Source organism: Thalassospira sp. TSL5-1, assembly GCF_001907695.1.
GTDB lineage: Bacteria > Pseudomonadota > Alphaproteobacteria > Rhodospirillales > Thalassospiraceae > Thalassospira.
On sequence record NZ_KV880637.1, the window covers coordinates 46,336 to 66,233 of the forward strand.

Genomic DNA, 19,898 nt, shown 5'->3' on the forward strand with positions numbered 1-19,898 from the left:
CAGATCGCTTGTCGCGTTTCAGGCCGGAATGCTTTTGGTTTTTTTGGGCTGATTTTTGCGGCGGATTTGTGGATCAGCGGGTTTGGGTGCCTGGGGAACAAGAAGCTGTGTTGTTGCCTCGGGCTGGCCTGAATGATGGTTGGCAGAAAGGTCCAGTTCGTCTTCGGTGATAACGCAATCACGACCGTTCTGCTTGGCCAGATAAAGTGCCTGGTCGGCCCGCTGGATCAGATGCCCCAGGGGTTCACCAAATTCAAAGCAGCCGATACCAATCGATACCGTGATTTTTTCGATCTGCGTCCCATCGACTTCGCTGATAACATTTTTCTGCCGGACATTATTGCGAATGGCCTCTGCCAATTGGCGGGCGCTGGCAATATTGGTGCGTGGCAGGATAACCGAAAATTCCTCGCCGCCATAACGTGCAGCGGTATCGCGACCCTTGATATTGTCGCGTAATGTCTGGGCCAGCAGGCGGATGACCTGGTCGCCGGTTTGATGACCATAGGTGTCGTTGAACTGCTTGAAATGGTCAACATCGATCATCAACAGGCAAAGCGGCGTGCCATTTTCCATTGCCTCCATTGCCCGGTTGCGCAATTGCTGGTCAAACATTTTGCGGTTGGCGATACCGGTTAGCGGGTCGGTCATTGCCTCCTTGCGCATCTCTTCCAGATCCTGGCGCAGACGGGAAATTTCGGAAGAAACCGTATCGTCTTCTTTTGATTGATCGCTGTGACGGGCCTTTTCCGTGTTGTCTTTGTTGCTATTGATACCGTCGTGCGCCGGTGCAAAAATTGCTGTTTCCGACATATGCGGCGGGTGGGCGTCAATCAGCCGGGAATGGAGTGATGGTTCCCCCTGATAATAATCGGGAGCATGGCCTGATAGCGTTGGTGCGAAGGCCTGTGAACCAAAAAAACGTTCACACAGATAATGACAGCGCAGTAGATCGAATTCCTGATGGTTCGAGCGCAGAATATTTATGGTTCGCGTCAGTTCCGGATTTGTCCCGGACAAATAATGGTAAAACAGCGCATAGTTTGAAGGTGTCGGCGCAACATCAAGGCTGGAGAGCAACGCAACGGTTTCCGTTGCGAGCTTCTGGGCCTTGTTAATTGCGTCGGCATGGTCGTTCATCAACTCTGAAGTCCCGGGTGTTTTGGAATGTTGGCATTGGATCAGCATCTGCGCTACCAGACGTCCGGATCAAATAATATGTCCCAGGATCGGCCTTTTCATTGTCGCATATTTAGGCAGACATCAGGCACACAGAATTCTAGAACTCAAATATAGTATTTCCTATCCTTTGTATAGGTCTAAGCACCCCTGTTTTGTCTTGATTTGAGTCAAAATCATCGAAAAGGTTTAAACTGTTTATTATTTGGGCAATTATAACGATTCGGGACGATAGTTGTTCTTGCTGGAACAAGAAAAAAACAATCGGGAGGTATTCGCAGGTGTCAGGACTGCACGTTAGACGAATTATTATTGTATTTCTTATCGGCCTGCTGGCAAGTTCTTCTGCATTTGCGCAGCAACAAAAAGAATCAGCCCCTCTCGATTCTCCATCTCGGGTTGTTGATTTGCGTAAAATCACCGCAGATGAAAGATCCAATCTGCCACCTCTGATGGAACGTTACCTGCTTGATGAGATCAAGTCGCTGCGCACAGACATGCAGGGCATGCGGACAGAGCTGATGCGTGAAGTGGTCAACCGCCAGCTTGAGGCGATTGACAAGGCGATCAGCTATTCATCCAATACCGTTACCTATTTTTTCTATTTTGTCGCGGCGGTGGGCGCGCTTTTGACCATGCTGGGCTGGCAGTCCCTGCGCGAGTTGAAATCCAGCGTGCGATCCCTGGCCGATACCGAATTGCGCCGTTTGTCGGACGAATTTGAAACGCGCCTAAGCGCCCTTGAAGAGGAATTGCGCCAGAAAAGCCAGGTCATTAACGAGAACCAGCGCGAAATTGAACGCACTCAAAGCCTGCATGCCTATTGGTTACAGGCCAATCAGGTGAGTAACCCGCGCTCCAAGATCGAGATTTATGACCGAATGCTGGAAATGTCGCCCGGCGACCCGGAAGTGATGGCCTATAAGGCCGATGCGGCCCTGATGCTGGGTGAACGCGACTGGGCCTTAAGCTTGTGCAATCGCCTGCTGGCCGAAGCCCCCGAAAGTGCCAATGGGCATTATCAACGTGCCTGTGCCAATGCAGGCCTTGGGTTTCGCGAGGCTGCCCTGGCCGATTTGCAGCGCGCCGTCGAGCTTTCGGATGCCATGCGCCAACCGGCCTGGTCGGAAGAGGAGTTTGAAAATTTGCGTGACATGCCGGAATTTTCGGAAATTTTGGGTCCGCGCAGCGAAAGTGACGGTCATCGTCCGGCTGAATAGGGTGCGCGACGGGATTCGGAGTGCATATTGTCGCGATATGAAAACACCACCTGGCGCATCAGCAGGTGGTGTTTTGCATTTGGTTTATCGTCGGTAACGGAAAGGCGGTTACTGGCCCAATTCATTCCATAGCGGATGGATCGGCGCTTCGTCTTCTTCAATTTTGGTAAAGCGGGCGTCGGTATCGAAGAAATAGTTATCGGTCAGGTCATCATTGACCTGCGATACTTCACCAACGATGACAGGCCCTTTGCCTTCTTCACCATAAAAGCGATGGATCATGGTGCGCGGCAGCGTGACACTCTGGCCCGGTTCCAGCACAACTTTGCCGCCAGCAGGCAGGATGTTCAGTTTGCCGTCAGTCCGAACCTGAACATCGCTTTCCTTGTCCATTTCGCCATCTTTGCCCAGGTTATAAAGTTCTATCACCAGATTGCCGCCACCCCGGACAATGATGTCCTCCATTTTGACCTTGTGATAATGCCACGGGCATTCCTGGTTTTCGCCGACAATCATGATTTTTTCGGCATAGGGCACTTCGCCGGGCTGGCGCAAAATGCCATTGCGCACGCAAAACAGGATTAGCCCGCGTTCGGCAAAACGGCCTTCGCCGTAATCGGTCACATCCCAGCCCATTTGGTGGGCATGGCACCATTGTGCCAGATCGGGCTGCTGTTCCCAGTCTGCTGGCGAATAATGCGCCCATTCGGGCAGGCGAAACGAAATCGAATTGTAAAGGTCCTTGGCCTGCCGGATGCAGGCATTGATTTCCGAGCGACGCATGGGCGCAGTCCCCTGAGATCTGTTGTGCCACACGAGATGACTTTTCAAAAAGGCCATCCGTAAAAGATGCGTGGTTTTAACATGGCTGTTGTTATTGTGCGACGAGAATTTGAATGGATTCAAGTCCCCTGATGGCGATCAAACTTTCACCATGATTGGCGGTTCTATTTATCGGGTTCTGGTTGAATGGCACAAATGACAATTACGGTTATTGGAGGGTTCATGGGTAAGGTTTCGGTTGTGATTGCGGCAATCGTTGTGGCGGCGGGGATTGCTGGTGCCGGGGCGCTGGTGGGGCAGGGCATTGTCAATATGCGCTCGCTGGATCGCTTTGTGACAGTCAAGGGCCTGGCCGAACAGGATGTAAAGGCGGATCGTGCGGTGTGGCCGATTACCTTTGTGGCCACCAATGATGTGTTGCAAACCGCCCAGCAAAAAATTGAGGATGATACCGAAACCCTGCAAACGTTCCTGGAGGCTCATGGCATTTCGCGTGATCAGACCGAATTGCAAAACCTGCAGGTGACGGATCAACTCGCGCAAAGCTATCGTTCCGGCCCGGTTGAAAGCCGCTATATCGTCAGCCAGACGGTGCAGGTCAGCTCCAATGATGTGGAAGCAGTGGCAAAGGCCTCGCAGGATATTGGCAAATTGCTGCAAAAGGGCATTGTTTTGGGCGGGCAGGGCTATAATGCAGGGCCAAGTTACCTGTTTACCAAGCTCAACGATATCAAACCCGAGATGATTGCCAAGGCAACCGCCAATGCGCGTGAAAGTGCGCAGCAATTTGCCCAGGATTCCGGTGGCAAGCTGGGCGGCATTCGTCGCGCCAACCAGGGTTTGTTTCAAATTCTGGCCGCAGATGGCGCCCCCAATACCACCGAAACCAACCAGATCAATAAAACCGTGCGGGTTGTCACAACAATGGAATATCTGCTGGAAGACTGATCCTGATCTGTCGGGTATTATCAGCACCAATTGACTTGTTGGAAAAAAGCGGCTTTATGCGGCAGCTATGGCGCGACTGATTTTATTAAATAAACCCTATGGGGTTCTGACCCAGTTTACCGACAAAGAAAATGGCCGGTCGACGCTGGCCGATTATGTCGATTTGCCCGGCGTTTACGCCGCCGGAAGGCTGGATCGCGATAGCGAAGGGTTGTTGCTGTTAACCGATAATGGCGCGCTCAATGCCCAAATCGCGCATCCCAAATACAAAAAGGCCAAAACATACTGGGTGCAGGTCGAAGGCGAGCCGGATGACGCGGCACTGGATGCCTTGCGCAAAGGTGTGATGCTCAAGGATGGGATGACCCTGCCTGCCAAAGTTCGAAGGATCGCCGAACCTGAAGGATTGTGGGAGCGGGACCCGCCTGTCCGGTTTCGTAAATCCATTCCGACAAGCTGGATCGAACTTGGCATTACCGAAGGCCGTAACCGCCAGGTCCGCCGGATGACAGCCGCCGTGGGGTTTCCCACCTTGCGGTTGATCCGCTATGCGATTGGCGACTGGTCTCTCGATGGGCTGGCACCGGGGCAATGGCGGGAAATCGAGGTTGCTGCCCCTGCAGCACCCCCGCCATCCGCACGCGATAACCCGGGCCTGCGCCAAAAACGGTCTCGCGGAGGTCTTAAAAAGGCCGTGCCAGGCAAAACGGAGGAGCAAAACGGTCGCCACGCAGCAGAGGGATCAGATGGTGCTGCCAAAAACCGGCGTAATCGTTATAAACCCCAACCCGCAGATGGGGCCGGGCAGGGCGATAGGGTAAAACGCCGGGGGCGGCGTTCTGGTGGGGCAAAGCCGCGGTCTGGCCGATAGGGATAGGATTAAAAAATGCTGAGTTACCTGCACGGGTTTCACGCCGGCAATGTTGCCGATGTTCACAAACATGCCGCATTGGTGCTGATCCTTGCGCATTTGCAAAAAAAGGATAAGCCCTTCTGCGTGATTGATACCCATGCCGGGGCGGGCTGGTATGATCTTTCCAGCCACCAGGCGCAAAAAACCGGCGAGTGGAAAGCTGGGATTGCTGCAGTGCAGCATGGACGCAATATCCCGGCCGCGCTGAAACCCTATCTGGACCTGGTAACAGGGTTTGTGCCGGAAAACCTGCATAATGAAGAGAGTGGTGAGACAGGCGGAAAACCGGTTTATTATCCGGGCTCGCCTTTTATTGTGCAAAAAATGCTGCGCGAAGGCGACCGGCTTTTGCTGATGGAATTGCATCCGCGTGAATATGAAACGCTGGACCGTCGCGTGTATCATGATCGGCGGATCAACCTGCAAAAACGCGACGGTTATGAAGGCTTGGTGGCGATGGTACCGCCGACGATCCGCCGGGGAATGGTCCTGATGGATCCCAGCTATGATGTGAAGCAGGATTATGCCCGTGCCGCCAAATCGATTATGGCTGCACACCGCCGCTGGGCCACGGCAACCTATATGCTGTGGTATCCGATCCTGACCGATGGATTTGAGGGCGAATTACACCAGATGTTCCGCCAGATCCAGACACCGGGCGGGGTTTTATGCAGCGAGCTTGCTGCCAGCCACGGCGGGGCCAGGGGCCGAATGCTGGGTTCGGGGCTTTTGATTGTGAACCCGCCTTTCCAGCTTGATGCACAATTGGCTGAAATCGGTGATTGGCTGGCCGGGGTGGTGCAGTTGCCCGGGCCTGCGGCACACCAGTTGGACTGGCTGGTAAACGCACAATAAAAATACCATAGAAAAAAGCACCAGCCCCGCAATGCGGTGTGGCTGGTGCAGTCGGCAAGTAACCTGTTTGTTGCCCTTTATGCTGCGATTACATCCCGATAAAGGGTTGCAGCAATTTGGGCAAAATTCCGTTGAATTTCAGTGGTGCGTCGGTGGCAATCAGGCAGATGCAATCCTCGGCAGTATCGGCAATGGGCTGATGGTCGGTATCATCCATCAAGTCTGCCACATCACCGGCACAAAACCGGCCCACATCATCAATATAGGATCCTTTGAGCAGCAGGGTCATTTCATGACCGCCATGCCCATGATCGGGAATGCTAATACCCGGGGCAATTTTAAGCAGCCGGACCGTGCCCTTGGTCTGCACAGATTTTAAGGGGAAATGCTTCACACCCGGTGCCAGGCTGCGCCAGGGAATATCCTCCAGCGACAAAATGTTTTCCGGCAGCAGGTTGGCAAGCGGGGTTGGCAAAGATGGCACCGCGTTGCCCCGCATGCTGGGCGCAACGGCCACCCGGCGCGGTGCCGTTACCGCGGGGGCTGGCATGTTTTCGTTGGCACTTTCCTGTTCGATCATCGCCATGACCTGATCAAGCGCATCGACATTCATGGCAAGGCCGTCGCTGCCATTCAGCATGGCACCGCCACAGGCCTCCATGTCGGCAACTTTTGCGCGGCAATGGGGGCACAGGGTCATATGGGTGGCAATGACAAGCTCCATCGCCTGGGACAGGGTGCCGCCGGCATAGGCCAGCAATGTTTCGTCTGTCGGGTGGTGTTTGATGTTCATGATACCCCCTCCAGTCCATTACGTAATTTGCCCAGTGCAAGCCGCAGGCGTGATTTTACCGTGCCTAACGGGATGTTTAGCCTTTCGGCAATTTCACTGTGCGATATGTCTTCAAAAAACGACAATTCCACGACCACTCTTTGATCCTGTGGCAACTCGACCAGGGCGTTTTGTACCAGGGCGGCTTGTTGGCTCTGGCTGACAACTTCGTCCGCAATCGGGGCGTCATCAACAATCAGCGTTGGGTCGGCCTCGTCCACTTCGATATGTTTGCGTTGCCGTAACCGGTCGATCCGAAGGTTACGGGCAATGGTGAAAATCCAGGTGCTTGCCGCGGCTTTTTGCGGGTCAAACAAATGCGCCTTGCGCCAAACCTGCATCATCGTTTCCTGTGCAAGTTCTTCGGCCATTTCCTGGGTTCCGATAAAACGGAACATGTAAACCTTTACCCGTGGCCCGAAATGGGCGAACAGACGGGCAAAGGCGGCCTTATCGCGCGAAGCCGCAATCGCGACGATCCAGTCGGCATACTGACGGGCATCCTCCGGGTTGGCCGGGGCGCGTCTGTTTGTCGCTGTACCGTTCATGAGTTTCCCTGGTCCCTTGTCGGACCGAACCGCGACAGTTTGCATCATGTGTCGAGATACGGCTGTTTTTCATGCCTGGATCACAAGGATCAAAATTTTTGTGCTCTAACCTGTAATTAATTGAGAGCCATCGTAATTTTTTGATCCGTATCCATGTGTTGCTCGTAGTTATATGTAAGTTATATCAATAAACTGCAAGCAGGCACACAGAATGATTGTCTCTGGCTCCAGAATGAAAATTGCTGTCGTCGGTTCCGGTATTTCCGGTCTTTCGGCGGCGTGGCTGCTGTCGCAAAAGCATGACGTGACACTGTATGAAAAGGATGATCGCCCCGGCGGTCATTCCAATACGGTTGAGGCGGGAAGCACTCCGGTTGATACCGGGTTCATTGTTTATAATACCAAAAGCTATCCCAACCTGTGCGCGCTGTTTGATCATTTGAATGTGCCAACAACGGCAACCGATATGTCCTTTGCCGCATCGCTAGATGATGGCCGGGTTGAATATGGTGGCAGCGACCTTGCCAGCCTGTGTGCGCAAAAGCGCAATTTGTTTCGTCCGTCCTTCTGGTCCATGATCCGCGATATTTTGCGTTTTTACCGCGAGGCCCCAAAGGTCCTGCAGGACCCGGAAGCCGGGGCCCAAAGTCTGGGTGCGTATCTCACCCGGCACCGCTACAGCCAGGCCTTTATCGATGATCATCTTTTGCCAATGGGGGCGGCGATTTGGTCAACCCCGGTCGATATGATGATGTCTTATCCGGTCGCGGCCTTTGTGCGGTTTTGTGACAATCACGGCCTGCTGCAAATAAAAGATCGTCCGCAATGGCGCACGGTTGTTGGCGGGTCGCGCCAATATGTGCAGCGTATGCTGGCCGGTATTGGCACTGTGGTGCTGGACCGTGCCGTGGCCGAAGTTGGCCCCACCACGGAAGGCGGTGCCTTTGTCCAGGATCGCTATGGTCAGCGTGAAGACTATGACCATGTGATTTTGGCCTGCCACGCCGACCAGGCCCTTGCCCTGCAACCGGAGCCTGATGCTGCCGTCGCCCGTTTGTTAAGGTCCTTTCGATATGAGCGCAATCTGGCGATTTTGCACAATGATGCCACGCTGATGCCAAAGAACCGCAAGGTCTGGTCGAGCTGGAATTATCTGCGCCATTCGGGGGGTGATGTGCCCAAGGTCTGTGTGACCTACTGGATGAACCATTTGCAGCATATTGATGAAAACCAGCCGCTTTTTGTGACGCTCAATCCGCCGGTTCAGCCGCGTGACGGGTCGGTAATCCGGTCGTTTTTATATGATCATCCGGTCTTTGACAATGATGCGATGGCAGCCCAGCGCATGTTGTGGAACGTGCAGGGCACGCACAATATCTGGTATTGCGGCAGCTATTTTGGCTATGGATTTCATGAAGATGGCATTCAGTCCGGCCTGGCCGTGGCCGAGGCGGTGGGGGCGGTACGCCGCCCCTGGAATGTCGAAAATGAAAGCGGGCGTATTCATGTCACCCCGCTTGTGCGTCAAAAAGGCACCGGAACAGAGGCAGCATAAATGGCACAATCGGGCGAGCAAAAGGTGATGTCAGAACAGGGTTCAGCCCTGTATCAGGGTGTGGTCACGCATCAGCGTGTGCGCCCGCGCCAGCATCGCCTGCGCTATCGGGTGGTGTCGTTTTTGTTTGACCTTGACGAAATTGACGACCTGCATCGTCGCCTCAGGTTTTTCAGCCGGAATCGGTTTAACCTGTTTTCTTTTCATGACCGCGATTTTGGCCAGGGGGAGCGCACCGATATCAAGGCGCAAATCCTCGACATCCTGCAGAAAAACGGTCTAGGCGATTGTGGTGCCCGCATTGAAATCCTGTGTTATCCGCGCATTCTGGGGTTCGTTTTTAACCCGCTAAGCGTTTATTTCTGTTACCGGGAAGATGGGGGGCTTGGGGCCATTTTACATGATGTGTCCAACACCTTTGGCGACCGGCACGGATATTTAATTCCGGTGACGGATGATTGTCATGATGCCAAGGGCGTTGTGCATCAGCAATGCGCCAAGGGGTTTTATGTATCCCCCTTTATCGGCATGAAGGCCGATTACCGGTTTCGCATTTGCCCGCCCGGCGAAAAGGTGGCTGTTGTCATTGCCGAAAGTGATGATGCCGGTGTTTTTCTGAATGCCGCCTTTGCCGGAAACCGCACGTCGATGACAGATCGAAATCTTCTATCTGCCTTTGTGCGATACCCGCTTATGACGCTCAAGGTCGTTGCCGGTATTCACTGGGAAGCGGTGCATTTGTGGCGCAAGGGTTTCACCTTCCATCGTCGCCCGACCCCGCCCGAAAACCGTATCACCTATGTTGCCAGCAACGGTGCTGCCCTTCTGTCCACGTCAGGAAAAGGTAATCATCATGCCTGATCGTTCCCGGTCCAATTCAATGGTTGTGCGTTCCCTACGCGAACGTGTTTTGCCCTTGATCGGCAGCGTCATGCGGCCAAAATCCATGCTGGAACGCATGTTGGTGCGGATTTTGGCGCATTTGCATTATGGGCGGTTAACCCTGGTTCTGCCCGATGGACGCACCCTTAATTTTTCCGGGCGCGAAAAACTGGACCTGCATGCCGTGCTGGAATTGCGTAACTGGCGCGCCTTGCGCAAGCTGTTCACCGGGGGCGATCTGGCTTTTGCCGAGGCCTATATCGAAGGCGAATGGCGCAGCCCGGATCTAACCCGTCTGATGCGGTTTGCCATTGCCAATGAAAACATCGTCAAGGCCCGCTTTGCCGCCGGTGTTTTTGCCCGGCTGATGTATCGGGCGGCGCATTTGCGCAATGCCAATACCCTCGAAGGTTCGCGGCGCAATATTTCCTATCACTATGATTTGGGAAATGACTTTTACAAGCTGTGGCTGGACCCCGGCATGACCTATTCCTCCGCCCTGTATCAGCACGATGATCAATCGCTGGCCGAAGCCCAGCAGGCAAAATATGACCGCATTTGTGAACTTGCCGGGCTTAAACCGGGTGAAACAGTGCTGGAGGTTGGTTGTGGCTGGGGTGGTTTTGCCGAAATTGCGGCGGGCAAATATGGTTGCCATGTCGATGGCGTAACCCTGTCGCACGAACAGCTTGCTTATGCCCGCCAGCGCCTTGGCGATGCTGGGCTGGGCGACCGCGCCATTATGCGATTGCGCGATTACCGCCATCAGGACGGGCAATATGATCATCTGGTGTCGATTGAAATGTTCGAGGCGGTGGGTGAGGAAAACTGGGCCACCTATTTTGACATGGTGCGCCAGCGGTTAAGCCCGGGTGGCAAGGCGGTTTTGCAAATCATCACCATTGCCGAAGATCGCTTTGATGGTTATCGCAGCGGGGCGGATTTTATTCAGCGTTATATTTTCCCCGGTGGGATGTTGCCCTCTCCCTCTGCCCTGGAAAAGGCGGTGAATGGGGCAGGGCTCAAACTTCAGCATTCGGAATTTTTTGGTCAGTCCTATGCGCGCACTCTGGCGGAATGGCAGCGCGATTTTCAGCATAACTGGGAAACCATTGCCAAGCAGGGCTTTGACGACCGCTTTAAACGGATGTGGGAATATTACCTGTCCTATTGCCAGACCGGGTTTGAAGCCGGGACCATTGATGTGGGCCTGTTTGTGATTGGACATGATGATGGCGCACACTGATATGCCCGTGCGATTGTGATGGCAGGCACGCCTAATACCAACCCCAACCGTTTAACGGCACTTTGTTACGCCACGCCGGCGCTGGCGGCGGCGATACCGACGATTCCGGCCTATATCCTGCTGCCCAGCCTGTATGGCGATACGCTGGGGCTGGGGTTAACGCTGACGGGGATTTTGTTTTTTGTCATCCGCCTGATCGACATGTTTACCGACCCGCTGGTGGGGTATTTGTCCGATCATACGCAAACACGCAAACCCTGGGTCATTGCCGGGGCGGTGCTGGCGGGCATTGGTATCTGGTTTTTGTTTAATCCGCCATCGGCCCCGTCGGGGTTTTATCTGTTTGGCTGGGCCAGTTTGCTGTTTATCGGCTGGACGATGTTTCAGGTGCCTTATCTTGCCTGGGGGGCCGAACTTTCGGGCGATTATGACCAGCGCGGCAATATTTCCGCCCTGCGCGAAGGCACCGGGCTGGTGGGCATTTTGCTGGCGGGCGCGGTGCCGGTTGTGGCGGGTATTAACGCGCCATTGGCGCAAACATCCCTGCTTGGGAATGTCACCCTTGTTGTCGGGGCGCTTGGCGTTTTGATTTTGGCGCTGTTTGTGCCCGATATGTTGCGCAACAAAAAGGGTGTGCAGGACGGTGGCCTGAAATCGGCCCTTGCAGCCGGCACCCGTCAGGGTGATCAAAAGGCTGAAAAATCCCTTTCAAAGGTTGGTCAACTCCGTGCAGGTATCGCCGGTTTGTGGAAAAACCGGCTGTTTGTGCGGCTGTTATGTGCCTGGATGATTAACGGGCTGGCCAACGGTTTGCCTGCGGTGTGTTTTCCGTTGTTCATCCGTTATGGCTTGGGACTCAATTCGGCGGATCAGAATATTTTGATCCTGCTTTATTTTGCGCTCGCTGTTATCGCCATGCCGGTTTGGGTGATGCTGGGCGGGCGGTTTGGCAGGCCCGTCATTTGGTGCTGGGCGATGATTGCGGCCATTGTCGCCTTTGTCTTTGTTCCTTTTTTGGGGCAGGGTGATTTTATTGGTTTTGCCGTGATTTGTGCGGTCACGGGTGCTGCCCTTGGCGCTGATCTGGCTTTGCCACCTGCCATTCAGGCCGATGTGGATGACTGGGACCAGTACCGCTTCGGTAAATCCCGCACCGGCCTTTTGTTTGCCTTGTGGAATATGACCAACAAGCTGGCCCTGGCGCTGGCTGCGGGTTTTGCGTTTCCGGTGTTGGGGGCGGTGGGGTTAACCACCATTGGCGTGACAGAGCAAAGCGGGGCCAGCACAGCAAATGAATGGGCTGTGGGTGTTTTGGTGGTGATCTATGCCGTTGTCCCCGTCGTACTGAAAATTATGGCTGTTGCGATGATGTGGCGTTTCCCCCTGGGGCGGCGTCATCAACTGGCCCTGCGTCGGCGTCTTGACCGTCGCATGTCGTGATCTTTGCGATTGAAACAAAGGAATATCAACATGCTGCGGACAGGGCTGCTTTTTCTGTTTGTTATATTCGTCGGTGGATGTTCGGCAATGAAGCCCCAGGATTTTGCCCACAAAGAACCCGTTTTTGATGTCTATGCCTATTTTCAGGGCCATAGCCGTGCCTGGGGCATCTTTGAGGACCGATTTGGCAAGCTGCGCCGCCAGTTTACCGTGGATATTCATGGCGAAGTCAATGACGGGGTCCTGGCCCTGACCGAAGATTTTGTCTATGACGATGGCGAGACCGAACAGCGCATCTGGAAAATTCACAAAACCGGCGACCATACCTATGAAGGTACATTTGGCGATATTGTGGGCGTTGCGCTGGGCGAACAATATGGCAATGCGCTGAATTGGAATTACGAAATGGACCTGAAGGTTGGTGATGGCACCTGGCGGGTCAGCTTTGATGACTGGATGTTTTTGCAGCCCAATGGTGTCTTGGTCAATCGGGCGCGGGTGCGCAAATGGGGCCTGGAAATTGGCGAGGTCTCGCTGTTTTTTGCTAAGCCTAATGCGCCACTTTTTTCGCAAGCTGCCGAATAAACCAGCGGAGTACCGGAATTTTGGCATAAAATTCCGTGCCGGAATCCCAATGGTCCTTGTGGGTGGCAATCAAGGTGCCATCCGCGTTAAATGTTACCTCGGACATGCCGGTAAATTCCCACAGGCCGATGACGGCGACTTTGGCCGAAAAATGCCAGCGCAAAAATCCCATGTCCTTACATACCATTGAATGGGTGATGGCAAATTTGGCGCCCTTGGCACCTTCAAACATTTTCCCCATATAGTCACACAGCGCATCCTGCCCGGTGATGGTGGTAAACGGGTCGGTAAAGCAGATGTCGCGGGTGGTGACTTTTTTTAAATCTTTCAGGGTATCAGGGCTAAGCTTGGCATAAATCCCGGCATAGCGATCCAGCGTCTGCTGGCGTGTTTCATCTGTGTTATGGGTGGTATTCATTTTTGCATCACCCGTTCAATCATTTTGAAATACCAGCGATAGGGCAAAATCCGCCCGATTTTAAGCTGCCGGACAAAGGGCGGGGGAAAGGCGATTTCAAAATCGTCATTCTTGCGCAAACCGGTATAAATGAAGTCCGCGGCCTGTTCCGGGGTTTGCAAATAGGGCATTTCAAAATCGTTTTGTTCGGTCAGCCGGGTTTTGACAAAACCCGGGTTAATCACCCGCATGACAACCCCGGTGCCGCTTAATTCCTCGCGCAGGGTTTCACACAAATTGATTAAGGCGGCCTTGGTCGGGCCATAGGCCCCGGCCTTGGGCAGGCCACGATACCCCGCGACCGAGGCGGTAATGGCAATTTCGCCGGATCCGCGTTTGCACATTTTGTCCAGAAGCGGTTCCAGGCAATTCACCGCGCCCTGATAGTTGACGGCAATATGTTTGGCGATGGTGTCGCGCGAAAATTCAGCCACCGGCATGGGTTTGTAAAATCCTGCGCAATAAACCACCAGGTCGGGCAGGCCATGCTCGGCCTCGATCTGTGCCAAGGCATCGTCAACGGCTTTGGGGTCGGTGACATCGTAGGGGATGCTTGTGACGCGCGGGCTGCCTGCAGCAATTTCCCGTAAACTATCGACCGAGCGGGCGGAAATGATAATCTTTGCCGTATCGGTGTCGGTGGTTTCTTGAATGAACTTTTGCACCAGGGCCGCGCCGATCCCGCTGGAGGCCCCGATGATCCAGATGATTTTCCAGGATTTGTTGGTGCTCATTGCGGGCTCCTGTCGGTTTTGGTGCAGGTCAGGCAGCGGTAGATGATTTTGGACCCGTCACGCGCCTTGAAGGACAGACCAACCCAGCGCCCCCGGGCATCATACCAGGCATCGGTATTAAGTTCGCCCTCATAGCGGATATGGGTTGCCGTGATGGTGGCGGCCCCGCCATTGCCTGCCACAATTTTCTCTGTCCCAAGATTGGTGATTTTTACGTCGTTTTCATTGCCTGTCAGGGTGTTTAACACCGTCGAATGGGACAAAATACCGCAATGCCAGTGATTGGTGGGGAATATATCTTCCGGCAGCGGATGGGTACCATTCGGGCCTTTGACGACAAGTTTGCCGGTTGTTGTATCTTTTTGTGCCGAAATGGCGGTTTTATCGCCATCGTCATCCACCGTAACCGCCAGTTTTGTCAGTTCGTCCTTTTGCCACAGGGCTTCGGAGCGATAGACAAACTGATAGGCGCTAAACCCTAAAAAACTGACCCTGATGTCGCTTTCGGAAATCACCTGCAAACCGTCACGCCCCTGATGAAAGGATACATGATGGGTGCCGACCGGCGATCCTTCGCGGCGGATTTGAAAGGTCCAGTCCGCGCCGCCATAAAGTTTGATCGGGTCCGGGTTGCTGCAATTGGCATCAGGCAAGATGGCAGCGGCGGTGTCTTTATCCTTGCTGGAAGGTGATGCGGCATGGGCTATGTCAGTTAAGCACACAGCCAGCAAAAGGGCCATCAGTGCCGAAACCGGCATGAGATGGGCGAACCCCGCCTTTATGGGTGTGTTGCGCAAGGGAAGGGACGAATGCCGGTGACCAAAACCATAACCTGTCATTTTTATCATCTTTGTCATAAGGGGTTTATCTGCCAGAGCATCTTTTTTCAAATCGTGTCCGGTTGCATTTTTCATCGTTTTGTCGCTACCCTGATCCTGAATGAAAGGGGGAACACACGGGCGCATTTTTGCCGATTTAAGGGGCGCGATGACGAACCTGTTAATGACTCTGCGCTTTAATCCATATATTCCCTACGCAAATTCCTTGGTGCCAGATCAGAACAGCCAGGATCTGTTTTGTGATTTGGCCGTCACCGCCGGGCGGAAAGCAGTTTTATGACCCATCCCATCGCGCAAGACCTGATCGCCTGCATTTTGCACCGCGATTCCAATATGATCATTATCAACAAGCCGCCGGGGCTGGCATCGCATGGCGGGCCGAAAACCTATTTTCATGTCGATGCCTATTTGCCCGATATGACTTTTGGCATTGCCTCGATCCCGACACTGGCACACCGCCTGGACCGTGATACGGCGGGCTGCCTGCTGTTGTGCCGCCATGCCAAGTCATCCAAGCGGATTACGCGGCTGTTTACCGAAAAGAAAATCGAAAAGGCCTATTGGGCGGTGGTGCGCGGCGAGATGCCCGATGATCACGGCTTTATCGATGCGCCGATTGCCAAGCTGAATGACGAAAGCGGCTGGCGCATGACGGTCGATGATAGCGGTCAGGAATCGCGTACCGAATACCGGGTATTGGGCCGCGCACCGGGCAAAACCTGGCTGGAACTCGTCCCCCATACCGGGCGCACCCACCAGTTGCGTGTGCATCTGGACCATATTGGGTTTCCGGTACTGGGTGATCCGTTTTATGGCACGGGCGAAGCGCCGGTATTTGGTGCCCCGCCGACATTGCATTTGTTATCGCGCCATCTGGTCGTGCCGTACCATGCCGACCGCGAGCCGGTGATTGCCGATGCCCCGCCGCCCGAATTAATGCGCGATGCGCTGGTGGCTTGTGGCTATGAGGGTGAATTTACCCCGCACCGCAGCTCAATTGACCGTCAATATGGCAGCGAGGACGGAGATACTGACAGCCGAGAGCAAAGTTTCGACAGTGACGATTGACGCCATTACATCGGCATCCCCGCCAAGCTGGCGGGCGAGGATATAGGCATTGCCGGCGCAGGGCATGCCCGCATACAAAACCCCCATTGCCAGCACCATGCCGTCAATCCCGGCAAGGTGCAGGGCAATGCCGGTGGCAAGCGGCAAAAACGCCAGCTTGATGACATTGCTAAAGGCAATCGCACCAAGCGAACGCCGGTCGAGAATAAATTTAAGACCCGCCCCGACCGAAAGCAGGCTGAGCGGCAGGGCAGCGGTTTTCAGCAGGGAAGCGGTGTTTTCAATCGGCAGGGGGATGTGGATATGGGTGACATTCATAATCGCCCCGGCCCCGGCGGCCAGAATGATGGGGTTTTTGGCAAGGCCAATGGCAATACGTTTGAAATTACCACCCCGGCCATTGAGCGCATTCAGCACCACAACGGCCAGAATATTGGTGGTAATCACCATAACGGCGATAAACACAATCGCCAGTGCCAGCCCGTCACTGCCAAAAAGGGCCTCGGCCACGGCCAGCAGCACATAGCTGTTATAGCGCACTGACCCCTGAAAGATGGAGGTAAAAAGCGGTGTGTTGGGCGTGATGACGCGGCGAAACACCAGCAGGACCGCTGCCAGGCCCAGGGTGGCCGCCATCGTGATCATCACGGCTTTGCCGGCATGGCCGGTGCTGAAATCAGCATGGTAAATGCCAATCATCAGCAGGGCCGGTAACAGCAGGTAATAGGTCAGCCGGTCGATGCCCGCCCAGACCTCGCCACTTTGGATCAGGTATTTTTTCAAAACCGCACCGATAATGATGGTGGCAAAAATCGGAAAGATGGCGGCGATCAGGGTATAGGCAAAGGACATGGGGCGCCTATTGGTTGGGTTTTGTCAGGTGGGGCCGTGACGGGGATCGGGCGTGTTTGCCCGATGACCTAAAGTTTGCGATTGGTGTAATCGGCAAAGGCCTGTTCGGGGGAATGGCCGCGATATTGCTCGCAGATTTCCTCGAATTTCGGATTGCTGATCAGAAGGTCGGCAGTGCTGCGGTTACACGCAATCGGCACTTCATACATGTTTGCCAGCCGGATCAGGGCGCGCACATCCACATCGTGGGGTTGGGGCGTCATCGGGTCGGTAAAGAAAAACATCGCCTGCAATTCACCATGTGCAATCATGGACCCCAGTTGCTGGTCCCCGCCAAAAGGCCCGCTTTTTAACGGTACGATATTCAAATTGGGGAAACGTTCCAAAAGCACGCGCCCGGTGGTGCCGGTGGCAAAAATCCGGGCTTCGGCAAACTGGTGTTTGTGGGTTTCCAGCCACTCTGCCATTTCGCGTTTGCGACGGTCATGGGCAACAAGTCCGATGGATAGGGTCATGGCAAAGCTCCCGCTTTAAAGATCGATACACGTATCCTTATTAAGCATATAATGCGGCAAATGGTCACGCGGCATTGCAGATTGAGGCTTAAAATGACGGCTGGTTTTATCACTCGATTTGCAAGGAGTATCGTTATAACCGGGGCGTGGATGGTTTCGGGGCTCACCCTCGCGGTTGCCGCACAGGCCAATGAAACCGCGATGCGGCCCTTTCCCCAGCATCAGGCCTATGTGCAAGGGGCGCTGTTGCCATCGCGCTGGAGTGCGGCGGAGCGCGATGCCGATGTACTGGCCTTTTACCGCCAATGGAAGGCCGATTATGTGCGCAAGATTGCCGGGACAACCGGCGATAACGTCCAATATCGGGTAACATTTGGTCATGATCAGCCAGAGCGGACCGTGTCCGAAGGGCAGGGATATGGCATGATCATCATGGCGGTGATGGCTGGTGCAGACCCTGATGTCACCCCGGACGCCAAAGACCTGTTTGACGGGATGTGGCGATTTGCCCGTCACTGGCCCAGCGATGGTGATGTCCGGCTGATGGGCTGGCAAATTCCGCCCGATGCCAAAGGCAATGACAGTGCCTTTGATGGCGATGCCGATATTGCCTTTGCCCTGTTACTGGCCGCCGATCAGTGGCAAGACCCGGCCTATTTGCAAGGGGCCCACGATGTGATTGCGGGCATTGCAGAAAGCACGATTGGTCCGGACAGCTTGCTGCCGTTGCTTGGCGACTGGGTGGACCCGACGGGCGAGGAATATGACCAATGGGGCACACGCCCGTCCGATTTTATGCCGGGTCATTTCGCTGCCTTTGGCCGGGCAACGGGGAATCCTCTTTGGATGAAAGTACGCAAACGGGTTCTGGATGTTGCCAGTGCCCTGCAAAACGAGGTGTCGCCGCGTACCGGCCAGTTGCCCGATTTTGCCATTGTTGAACCCGATGGCCTGGTTCATGCTGCACCCCCCAAATATCTCGAGGGCTATTATGACGGGGCCTATTATTTTAATGCTGCCCGCGTGCCCTGGCGCATGGCAAGTGACGCCCTGCTGGAAAATGACGAACAGGCGGCAAAAATCGCCCGGCGTATGGCGGCGTGGATGCGCACGCGGGCAAAGGGGGACCCGGGCAAAATTCAGTCGGGCTATTTGTTAAGCGGCCTGCCGTTGCCCTATGAAACTGAAAACAGCACCCTGTTTGTTGCGCCGATGGCAGTGGCCTCCATGCTGCTGCCAGCCCCTGACGGGCAGGACTGGCTGAACGACATGTATGCCAATATTCGCGACCGGCATATGGACTATTACGAAGATACGGTCACGTTATTGTGCCTGCTGGTTTTGTCGGGGAATTTCTGGTCGCCATCGGGGGCCGTGGATTAAGCCTTAAAGGTGGGCTGGTATGATGGCGGAACGAAGAAAGGTTAGGTCTGGCTGGTTGGCCAGGTGCCCGAACGGATCAAATCGGCGCTGACAAGTTTCATTTCTTCGACCACACGGGCAACAATGGGATTTTGCATTTTGATGCGGCGAATCCCCAGCGAAACCTGACGCGACAGGCAGGGCGCAAGCGGTATGGCGCGAACTGTATTTTGTGCCAGTTCGTCAGTAACCGCGCATTTTGCCAAAAGTCCAAACCCTTCGCCAGCGGCAATCAGCTTAACTAAATGCGTGCTGGCATCGATCTCCATGCGAATGTCCAGGCCCTTGCCTGATGCGGCAAAGGCCTCTGCCTTGCCACGAATACCGTGAATACGCGATGGCAGGATCAGGGGGAATTTGTAAAGATTGTCGGGGGTGATTGTATCAGGCGCGTTTATAAGCAGTTTGGAATTGCCGATCAGAAACAGATCCTCCCGGCATAGGGGCTGACAGACAATTTCGGGGATCGAGACCCGGTCAAATGTGACCGCAACGTCAATGTTTCCGTCCTGAAGCCAGCTCCATAAATAGCCGGAAAAGGTTTCAACCACCCGCAGCGATACTTTGGGCAGGGATTTACGCAGGTGTTTGATCAGCGGAACAGCCAGCACCATCGAGGTTGCGGCTGGTAAACCGATGGCGACTTCCCCTTCTGGATCGTCATTGACCGTGCCGATTTCATCCAGGGTTGCTTCGGCAATACCCAGCATTTCATAAGCACTTTTTAGCAGAACCCGGCCTGCAGGTGTTGGCACAGACCCACGGGCATGCCGGGTGAGAATTTGCACACCAAGGTCATCTTCGATTTTTTTGATCATAGTGCTTAGGGCTGGCTGGGCGATGCCCAGGCGATGTGAAGCCTTGCTCAGGCTGCCTTCTTCGCAAATCGCGACAAAAGCGGCCAATCGGGGCAGGTTCAAAAGATGCTGGGCGTGCTTCATCGGTCTTCTGCTGTTAAGGTATATATTTTATGTATAGGACGTTTGAAATAATATATTACTCTCTTAATGGCTGAGGTGCTAGCG

21 protein-coding genes are annotated in these 19,898 nt (G+C 54.4%); 11 read left to right on the top strand and 10 right to left on the bottom strand.

Features of this window, described 5'->3' with window-relative positions:
* Positions 1-18 precede the first annotated feature (18 nt).
* Complete coding sequence (locus LF95_RS00215) at positions 19-1,140, bottom strand: GGDEF domain-containing protein (protein ID WP_073953148.1); 1,122 nt, start codon at positions 1,138-1,140, stop codon at positions 19-21.
* A 491-nt stretch (positions 1,141-1,631) separates the two neighbouring features.
* Here LF95_RS00215 and LF95_RS00220 point away from each other — a divergent pair, with 491 nt between their 5' ends.
* The gene (locus tag LF95_RS00220) at positions 1,632-2,399 is read left to right on the top strand and encodes a TPR end-of-group domain-containing protein (RefSeq protein WP_252509604.1); all 768 of its coding nucleotides are present in this window, start codon (positions 1,632-1,634) and stop codon (positions 2,397-2,399) included.
* A gap of 108 nt (positions 2,400-2,507) precedes the next feature.
* On the opposite strand, the gene LF95_RS00225 is transcribed toward LF95_RS00220, so the two are convergent.
* The gene (locus LF95_RS00225) at positions 2,508-3,182 is read right to left on the bottom strand and encodes a D-lyxose/D-mannose family sugar isomerase (RefSeq protein WP_073953149.1); all 675 of its coding nucleotides are present in this window, start codon (positions 3,180-3,182) and stop codon (positions 2,508-2,510) included.
* Positions 3,183-3,404: 222 nt separating this feature from the next.
* Between LF95_RS00225 and LF95_RS00230 the strand changes: the two genes are divergently transcribed.
* The 3 genes from LF95_RS00230 (at position 3,405) to LF95_RS00240 (ending at position 5,898) form a co-directional block, all read left to right on the top strand.
* On the top strand, positions 3,405-4,130 hold the full coding sequence (locus LF95_RS00230; RefSeq protein WP_073954721.1) for an SIMPL domain-containing protein: 726 nt from the start codon (positions 3,405-3,407) through the stop codon (positions 4,128-4,130).
* A gap of 67 nt (positions 4,131-4,197) precedes the next feature.
* Positions 4,198-5,001, top strand: coding sequence for an rRNA large subunit pseudouridine synthase E (locus LF95_RS00235; protein ID WP_083607426.1), 804 nt, complete (start codon positions 4,198-4,200; stop codon positions 4,999-5,001).
* Positions 5,002-5,016: 15 nt separating this feature from the next.
* Positions 5,017-5,898, top strand: coding sequence for a 23S rRNA (adenine(2030)-N(6))-methyltransferase RlmJ (locus tag LF95_RS00240; protein ID WP_073953150.1), 882 nt, complete (start codon positions 5,017-5,019; stop codon positions 5,896-5,898).
* Between the two features lie 88 nt (positions 5,899-5,986).
* Here the strand turns inward: LF95_RS00240 and LF95_RS00245 are convergent, their stop codons facing one another.
* Together LF95_RS00245 and LF95_RS00250 are read right to left on the bottom strand one after the other, a co-directional pair.
* Positions 5,987-6,691 carry a ChrR family anti-sigma-E factor gene (locus LF95_RS00245; RefSeq protein ID WP_073953151.1) on the bottom strand — a complete coding sequence of 235 codons (705 nt, stop codon included), beginning with the start codon at positions 6,689-6,691 and terminating at the stop codon, positions 5,987-5,989.
* On the bottom strand, positions 6,688-7,278 hold the full coding sequence (locus tag LF95_RS00250; protein WP_073953152.1) for a sigma-70 family RNA polymerase sigma factor: 591 nt from the start codon (positions 7,276-7,278) through the stop codon (positions 6,688-6,690). Before LF95_RS00250 ends, LF95_RS00245 begins: the two co-directional genes overlap by 4 nt.
* Before the next feature lie 232 nt (positions 7,279-7,510).
* On the opposite strand from LF95_RS00250, the gene LF95_RS00255 reads away from it, so the two are divergent.
* From LF95_RS00255 to LF95_RS00275, 5 genes are read left to right on the top strand one after another with little or no spacing between them, the layout of a single operon-like run.
* Complete coding sequence (locus LF95_RS00255; protein WP_215905637.1) at positions 7,511-8,833, top strand: NAD(P)/FAD-dependent oxidoreductase; 1,323 nt, start codon at positions 7,511-7,513, stop codon at positions 8,831-8,833.
* Positions 8,834-9,694 (top strand): DUF1365 domain-containing protein, encoded by an 861-nt coding sequence (locus LF95_RS00260; RefSeq protein ID WP_143181898.1) that lies wholly within the window; start codon positions 8,834-8,836, stop codon positions 9,692-9,694.
* Positions 9,687-10,961, top strand: coding sequence for an SAM-dependent methyltransferase (locus LF95_RS00265; protein WP_073953154.1), 1,275 nt, complete (start codon positions 9,687-9,689; stop codon positions 10,959-10,961). The genes LF95_RS00260 and LF95_RS00265 overlap by 8 nt, the downstream gene beginning before the upstream one ends.
* An 18-nt stretch (positions 10,962-10,979) precedes the next feature.
* Positions 10,980-12,401 (top strand): MFS transporter, encoded by a 1,422-nt coding sequence (locus tag LF95_RS00270; protein WP_073953155.1) that lies wholly within the window; start codon positions 10,980-10,982, stop codon positions 12,399-12,401.
* Between the two features lie 30 nt (positions 12,402-12,431).
* The gene (locus LF95_RS00275) at positions 12,432-12,986 is read left to right on the top strand and encodes a DUF3833 domain-containing protein (RefSeq protein ID WP_073953156.1); all 555 of its coding nucleotides are present in this window, start codon (positions 12,432-12,434) and stop codon (positions 12,984-12,986) included.
* Here LF95_RS00275 and LF95_RS00280 read toward each other — a convergent pair.
* The 3 genes from LF95_RS00280 to LF95_RS00290 are packed head-to-tail and all read right to left on the bottom strand — an operon-like array spanning position 12,952 to position 15,016.
* Positions 12,952-13,404 carry a nuclear transport factor 2 family protein gene (locus tag LF95_RS00280; RefSeq protein WP_073953157.1) on the bottom strand — a complete coding sequence of 151 codons (453 nt, stop codon included), beginning with the start codon at positions 13,402-13,404 and terminating at the stop codon, positions 12,952-12,954. The two genes, LF95_RS00275 and LF95_RS00280, sit on opposite strands and share 35 nt — an antisense overlap.
* The gene (locus LF95_RS00285; protein WP_073953158.1) at positions 13,401-14,177 is read right to left on the bottom strand and encodes an SDR family NAD(P)-dependent oxidoreductase; all 777 of its coding nucleotides are present in this window, start codon (positions 14,175-14,177) and stop codon (positions 13,401-13,403) included. Before LF95_RS00285 ends, LF95_RS00280 begins: the two co-directional genes overlap by 4 nt.
* On the bottom strand, positions 14,174-15,016 hold the full coding sequence (locus LF95_RS00290) for a DUF6134 family protein (protein ID WP_252509606.1): 843 nt from the start codon (positions 15,014-15,016) through the stop codon (positions 14,174-14,176). The genes LF95_RS00285 and LF95_RS00290 overlap by 4 nt, the downstream gene beginning before the upstream one ends.
* Before the next feature lie 276 nt (positions 15,017-15,292).
* On the opposite strand from LF95_RS00290, the gene LF95_RS00295 reads away from it, so the two are divergent.
* On the top strand, positions 15,293-16,084 hold the full coding sequence (locus LF95_RS00295; RefSeq protein WP_073953159.1) for an RluA family pseudouridine synthase: 792 nt from the start codon (positions 15,293-15,295) through the stop codon (positions 16,082-16,084).
* Here the strand turns inward: LF95_RS00295 and LF95_RS00300 are convergent.
* Together LF95_RS00300 and LF95_RS00305 are read right to left on the bottom strand one after the other, a co-directional pair.
* A complete protein-coding gene (locus LF95_RS00300) occupies positions 16,010-16,936 on the bottom strand; it encodes an AEC family transporter (protein ID WP_073953160.1) in 927 nt (308 codons plus the stop codon). The genes LF95_RS00295 and LF95_RS00300 overlap by 75 nt on opposite strands.
* 68 nt (positions 16,937-17,004) lie before the next feature.
* Positions 17,005-17,451 carry a methylglyoxal synthase gene (locus tag LF95_RS00305; protein ID WP_073953161.1) on the bottom strand — a complete coding sequence of 149 codons (447 nt, stop codon included), beginning with the start codon at positions 17,449-17,451 and terminating at the stop codon, positions 17,005-17,007.
* Between the two features lie 150 nt (positions 17,452-17,601).
* Between LF95_RS00305 and LF95_RS00310 the strand changes: the two genes are divergently transcribed.
* Positions 17,602-18,834, top strand: a complete 1,233-nt coding sequence (locus LF95_RS00310; protein ID WP_073953162.1) for a glycosyl hydrolase family 8 — start codon at positions 17,602-17,604, stop codon at positions 18,832-18,834.
* A 41-nt stretch (positions 18,835-18,875) separates the two neighbouring features.
* Here LF95_RS00310 and LF95_RS00315 read toward each other — a convergent pair whose 3' ends face one another.
* Positions 18,876-19,814 carry a LysR family transcriptional regulator gene (locus LF95_RS00315; protein WP_073953163.1) on the bottom strand — a complete coding sequence of 313 codons (939 nt, stop codon included), beginning with the start codon at positions 19,812-19,814 and terminating at the stop codon, positions 18,876-18,878.
* Between the last annotated feature and the right edge of the window lie 84 nt (positions 19,815-19,898).

Bases quoted from the DNA above. Each gene is read 5' to 3' on its own strand.
- LF95_RS00260 (WP_143181898.1), top strand. From the start codon at position 8,834: ATGGCACAATCGGGCGAGCAAAAGGTGATGTCAGAACAGGGTTCAGCC.
- LF95_RS00265 (WP_073953154.1), top strand. From the start codon at position 9,687: ATGCCTGATCGTTCCCGGTCCAATTCAATGGTTGTGCGTTCCCTACGC.
- LF95_RS00270 (WP_073953155.1), top strand. From the start codon at position 10,980: ATGGCAGGCACGCCTAATACCAACCCCAACCGTTTAACGGCACTTTGT.
- LF95_RS00315 (WP_073953163.1), bottom strand. From the start codon at position 19,814: ATGAAGCACGCCCAGCATCTTTTGAACCTGCCCCGATTGGCCGCTTTT.
- LF95_RS00285 (WP_073953158.1), bottom strand. From the start codon at position 14,177: ATGAGCACCAACAAATCCTGGAAAATCATCTGGATCATCGGGGCCTCC.
- LF95_RS00215 (WP_073953148.1), bottom strand. From the start codon at position 1,140: ATGAACGACCATGCCGACGCAATTAACAAGGCCCAGAAGCTCGCAACG.
- LF95_RS00250 (WP_073953152.1), bottom strand. From the start codon at position 7,278: ATGAACGGTACAGCGACAAACAGACGCGCCCCGGCCAACCCGGAGGAT.
- LF95_RS00295 (WP_073953159.1), top strand. From the start codon at position 15,293: ATGACCCATCCCATCGCGCAAGACCTGATCGCCTGCATTTTGCACCGC.
- LF95_RS00220 (WP_252509604.1), top strand. From the start codon at position 1,632: ATGGAACGTTACCTGCTTGATGAGATCAAGTCGCTGCGCACAGACATG.
- LF95_RS00240 (WP_073953150.1), top strand. From the start codon at position 5,017: ATGCTGAGTTACCTGCACGGGTTTCACGCCGGCAATGTTGCCGATGTT.
- LF95_RS00310 (WP_073953162.1), top strand. From the start codon at position 17,602: ATGGTTTCGGGGCTCACCCTCGCGGTTGCCGCACAGGCCAATGAAACC.
- LF95_RS00225 (WP_073953149.1), bottom strand. From the start codon at position 3,182: ATGCGTCGCTCGGAAATCAATGCCTGCATCCGGCAGGCCAAGGACCTT.
- LF95_RS00245 (WP_073953151.1), bottom strand. From the start codon at position 6,691: ATGAACATCAAACACCACCCGACAGACGAAACATTGCTGGCCTATGCC.
- LF95_RS00275 (WP_073953156.1), top strand. From the start codon at position 12,432: ATGCTGCGGACAGGGCTGCTTTTTCTGTTTGTTATATTCGTCGGTGGA.
- LF95_RS00305 (WP_073953161.1), bottom strand. From the start codon at position 17,451: ATGACCCTATCCATCGGACTTGTTGCCCATGACCGTCGCAAACGCGAA.
- LF95_RS00280 (WP_073953157.1), bottom strand. From the start codon at position 13,404: ATGAATACCACCCATAACACAGATGAAACACGCCAGCAGACGCTGGAT.
- LF95_RS00255 (WP_215905637.1), top strand. From the start codon at position 7,511: ATGAAAATTGCTGTCGTCGGTTCCGGTATTTCCGGTCTTTCGGCGGCG.
- LF95_RS00230 (WP_073954721.1), top strand. From the start codon at position 3,405: ATGGGTAAGGTTTCGGTTGTGATTGCGGCAATCGTTGTGGCGGCGGGG.
- LF95_RS00300 (WP_073953160.1), bottom strand. From the start codon at position 16,936: ATGTCCTTTGCCTATACCCTGATCGCCGCCATCTTTCCGATTTTTGCC.
- LF95_RS00290 (WP_252509606.1), bottom strand. From the start codon at position 15,016: ATGACAGGTTATGGTTTTGGTCACCGGCATTCGTCCCTTCCCTTGCGC.
- LF95_RS00235 (WP_083607426.1), top strand. From the start codon at position 4,198: ATGGCGCGACTGATTTTATTAAATAAACCCTATGGGGTTCTGACCCAG.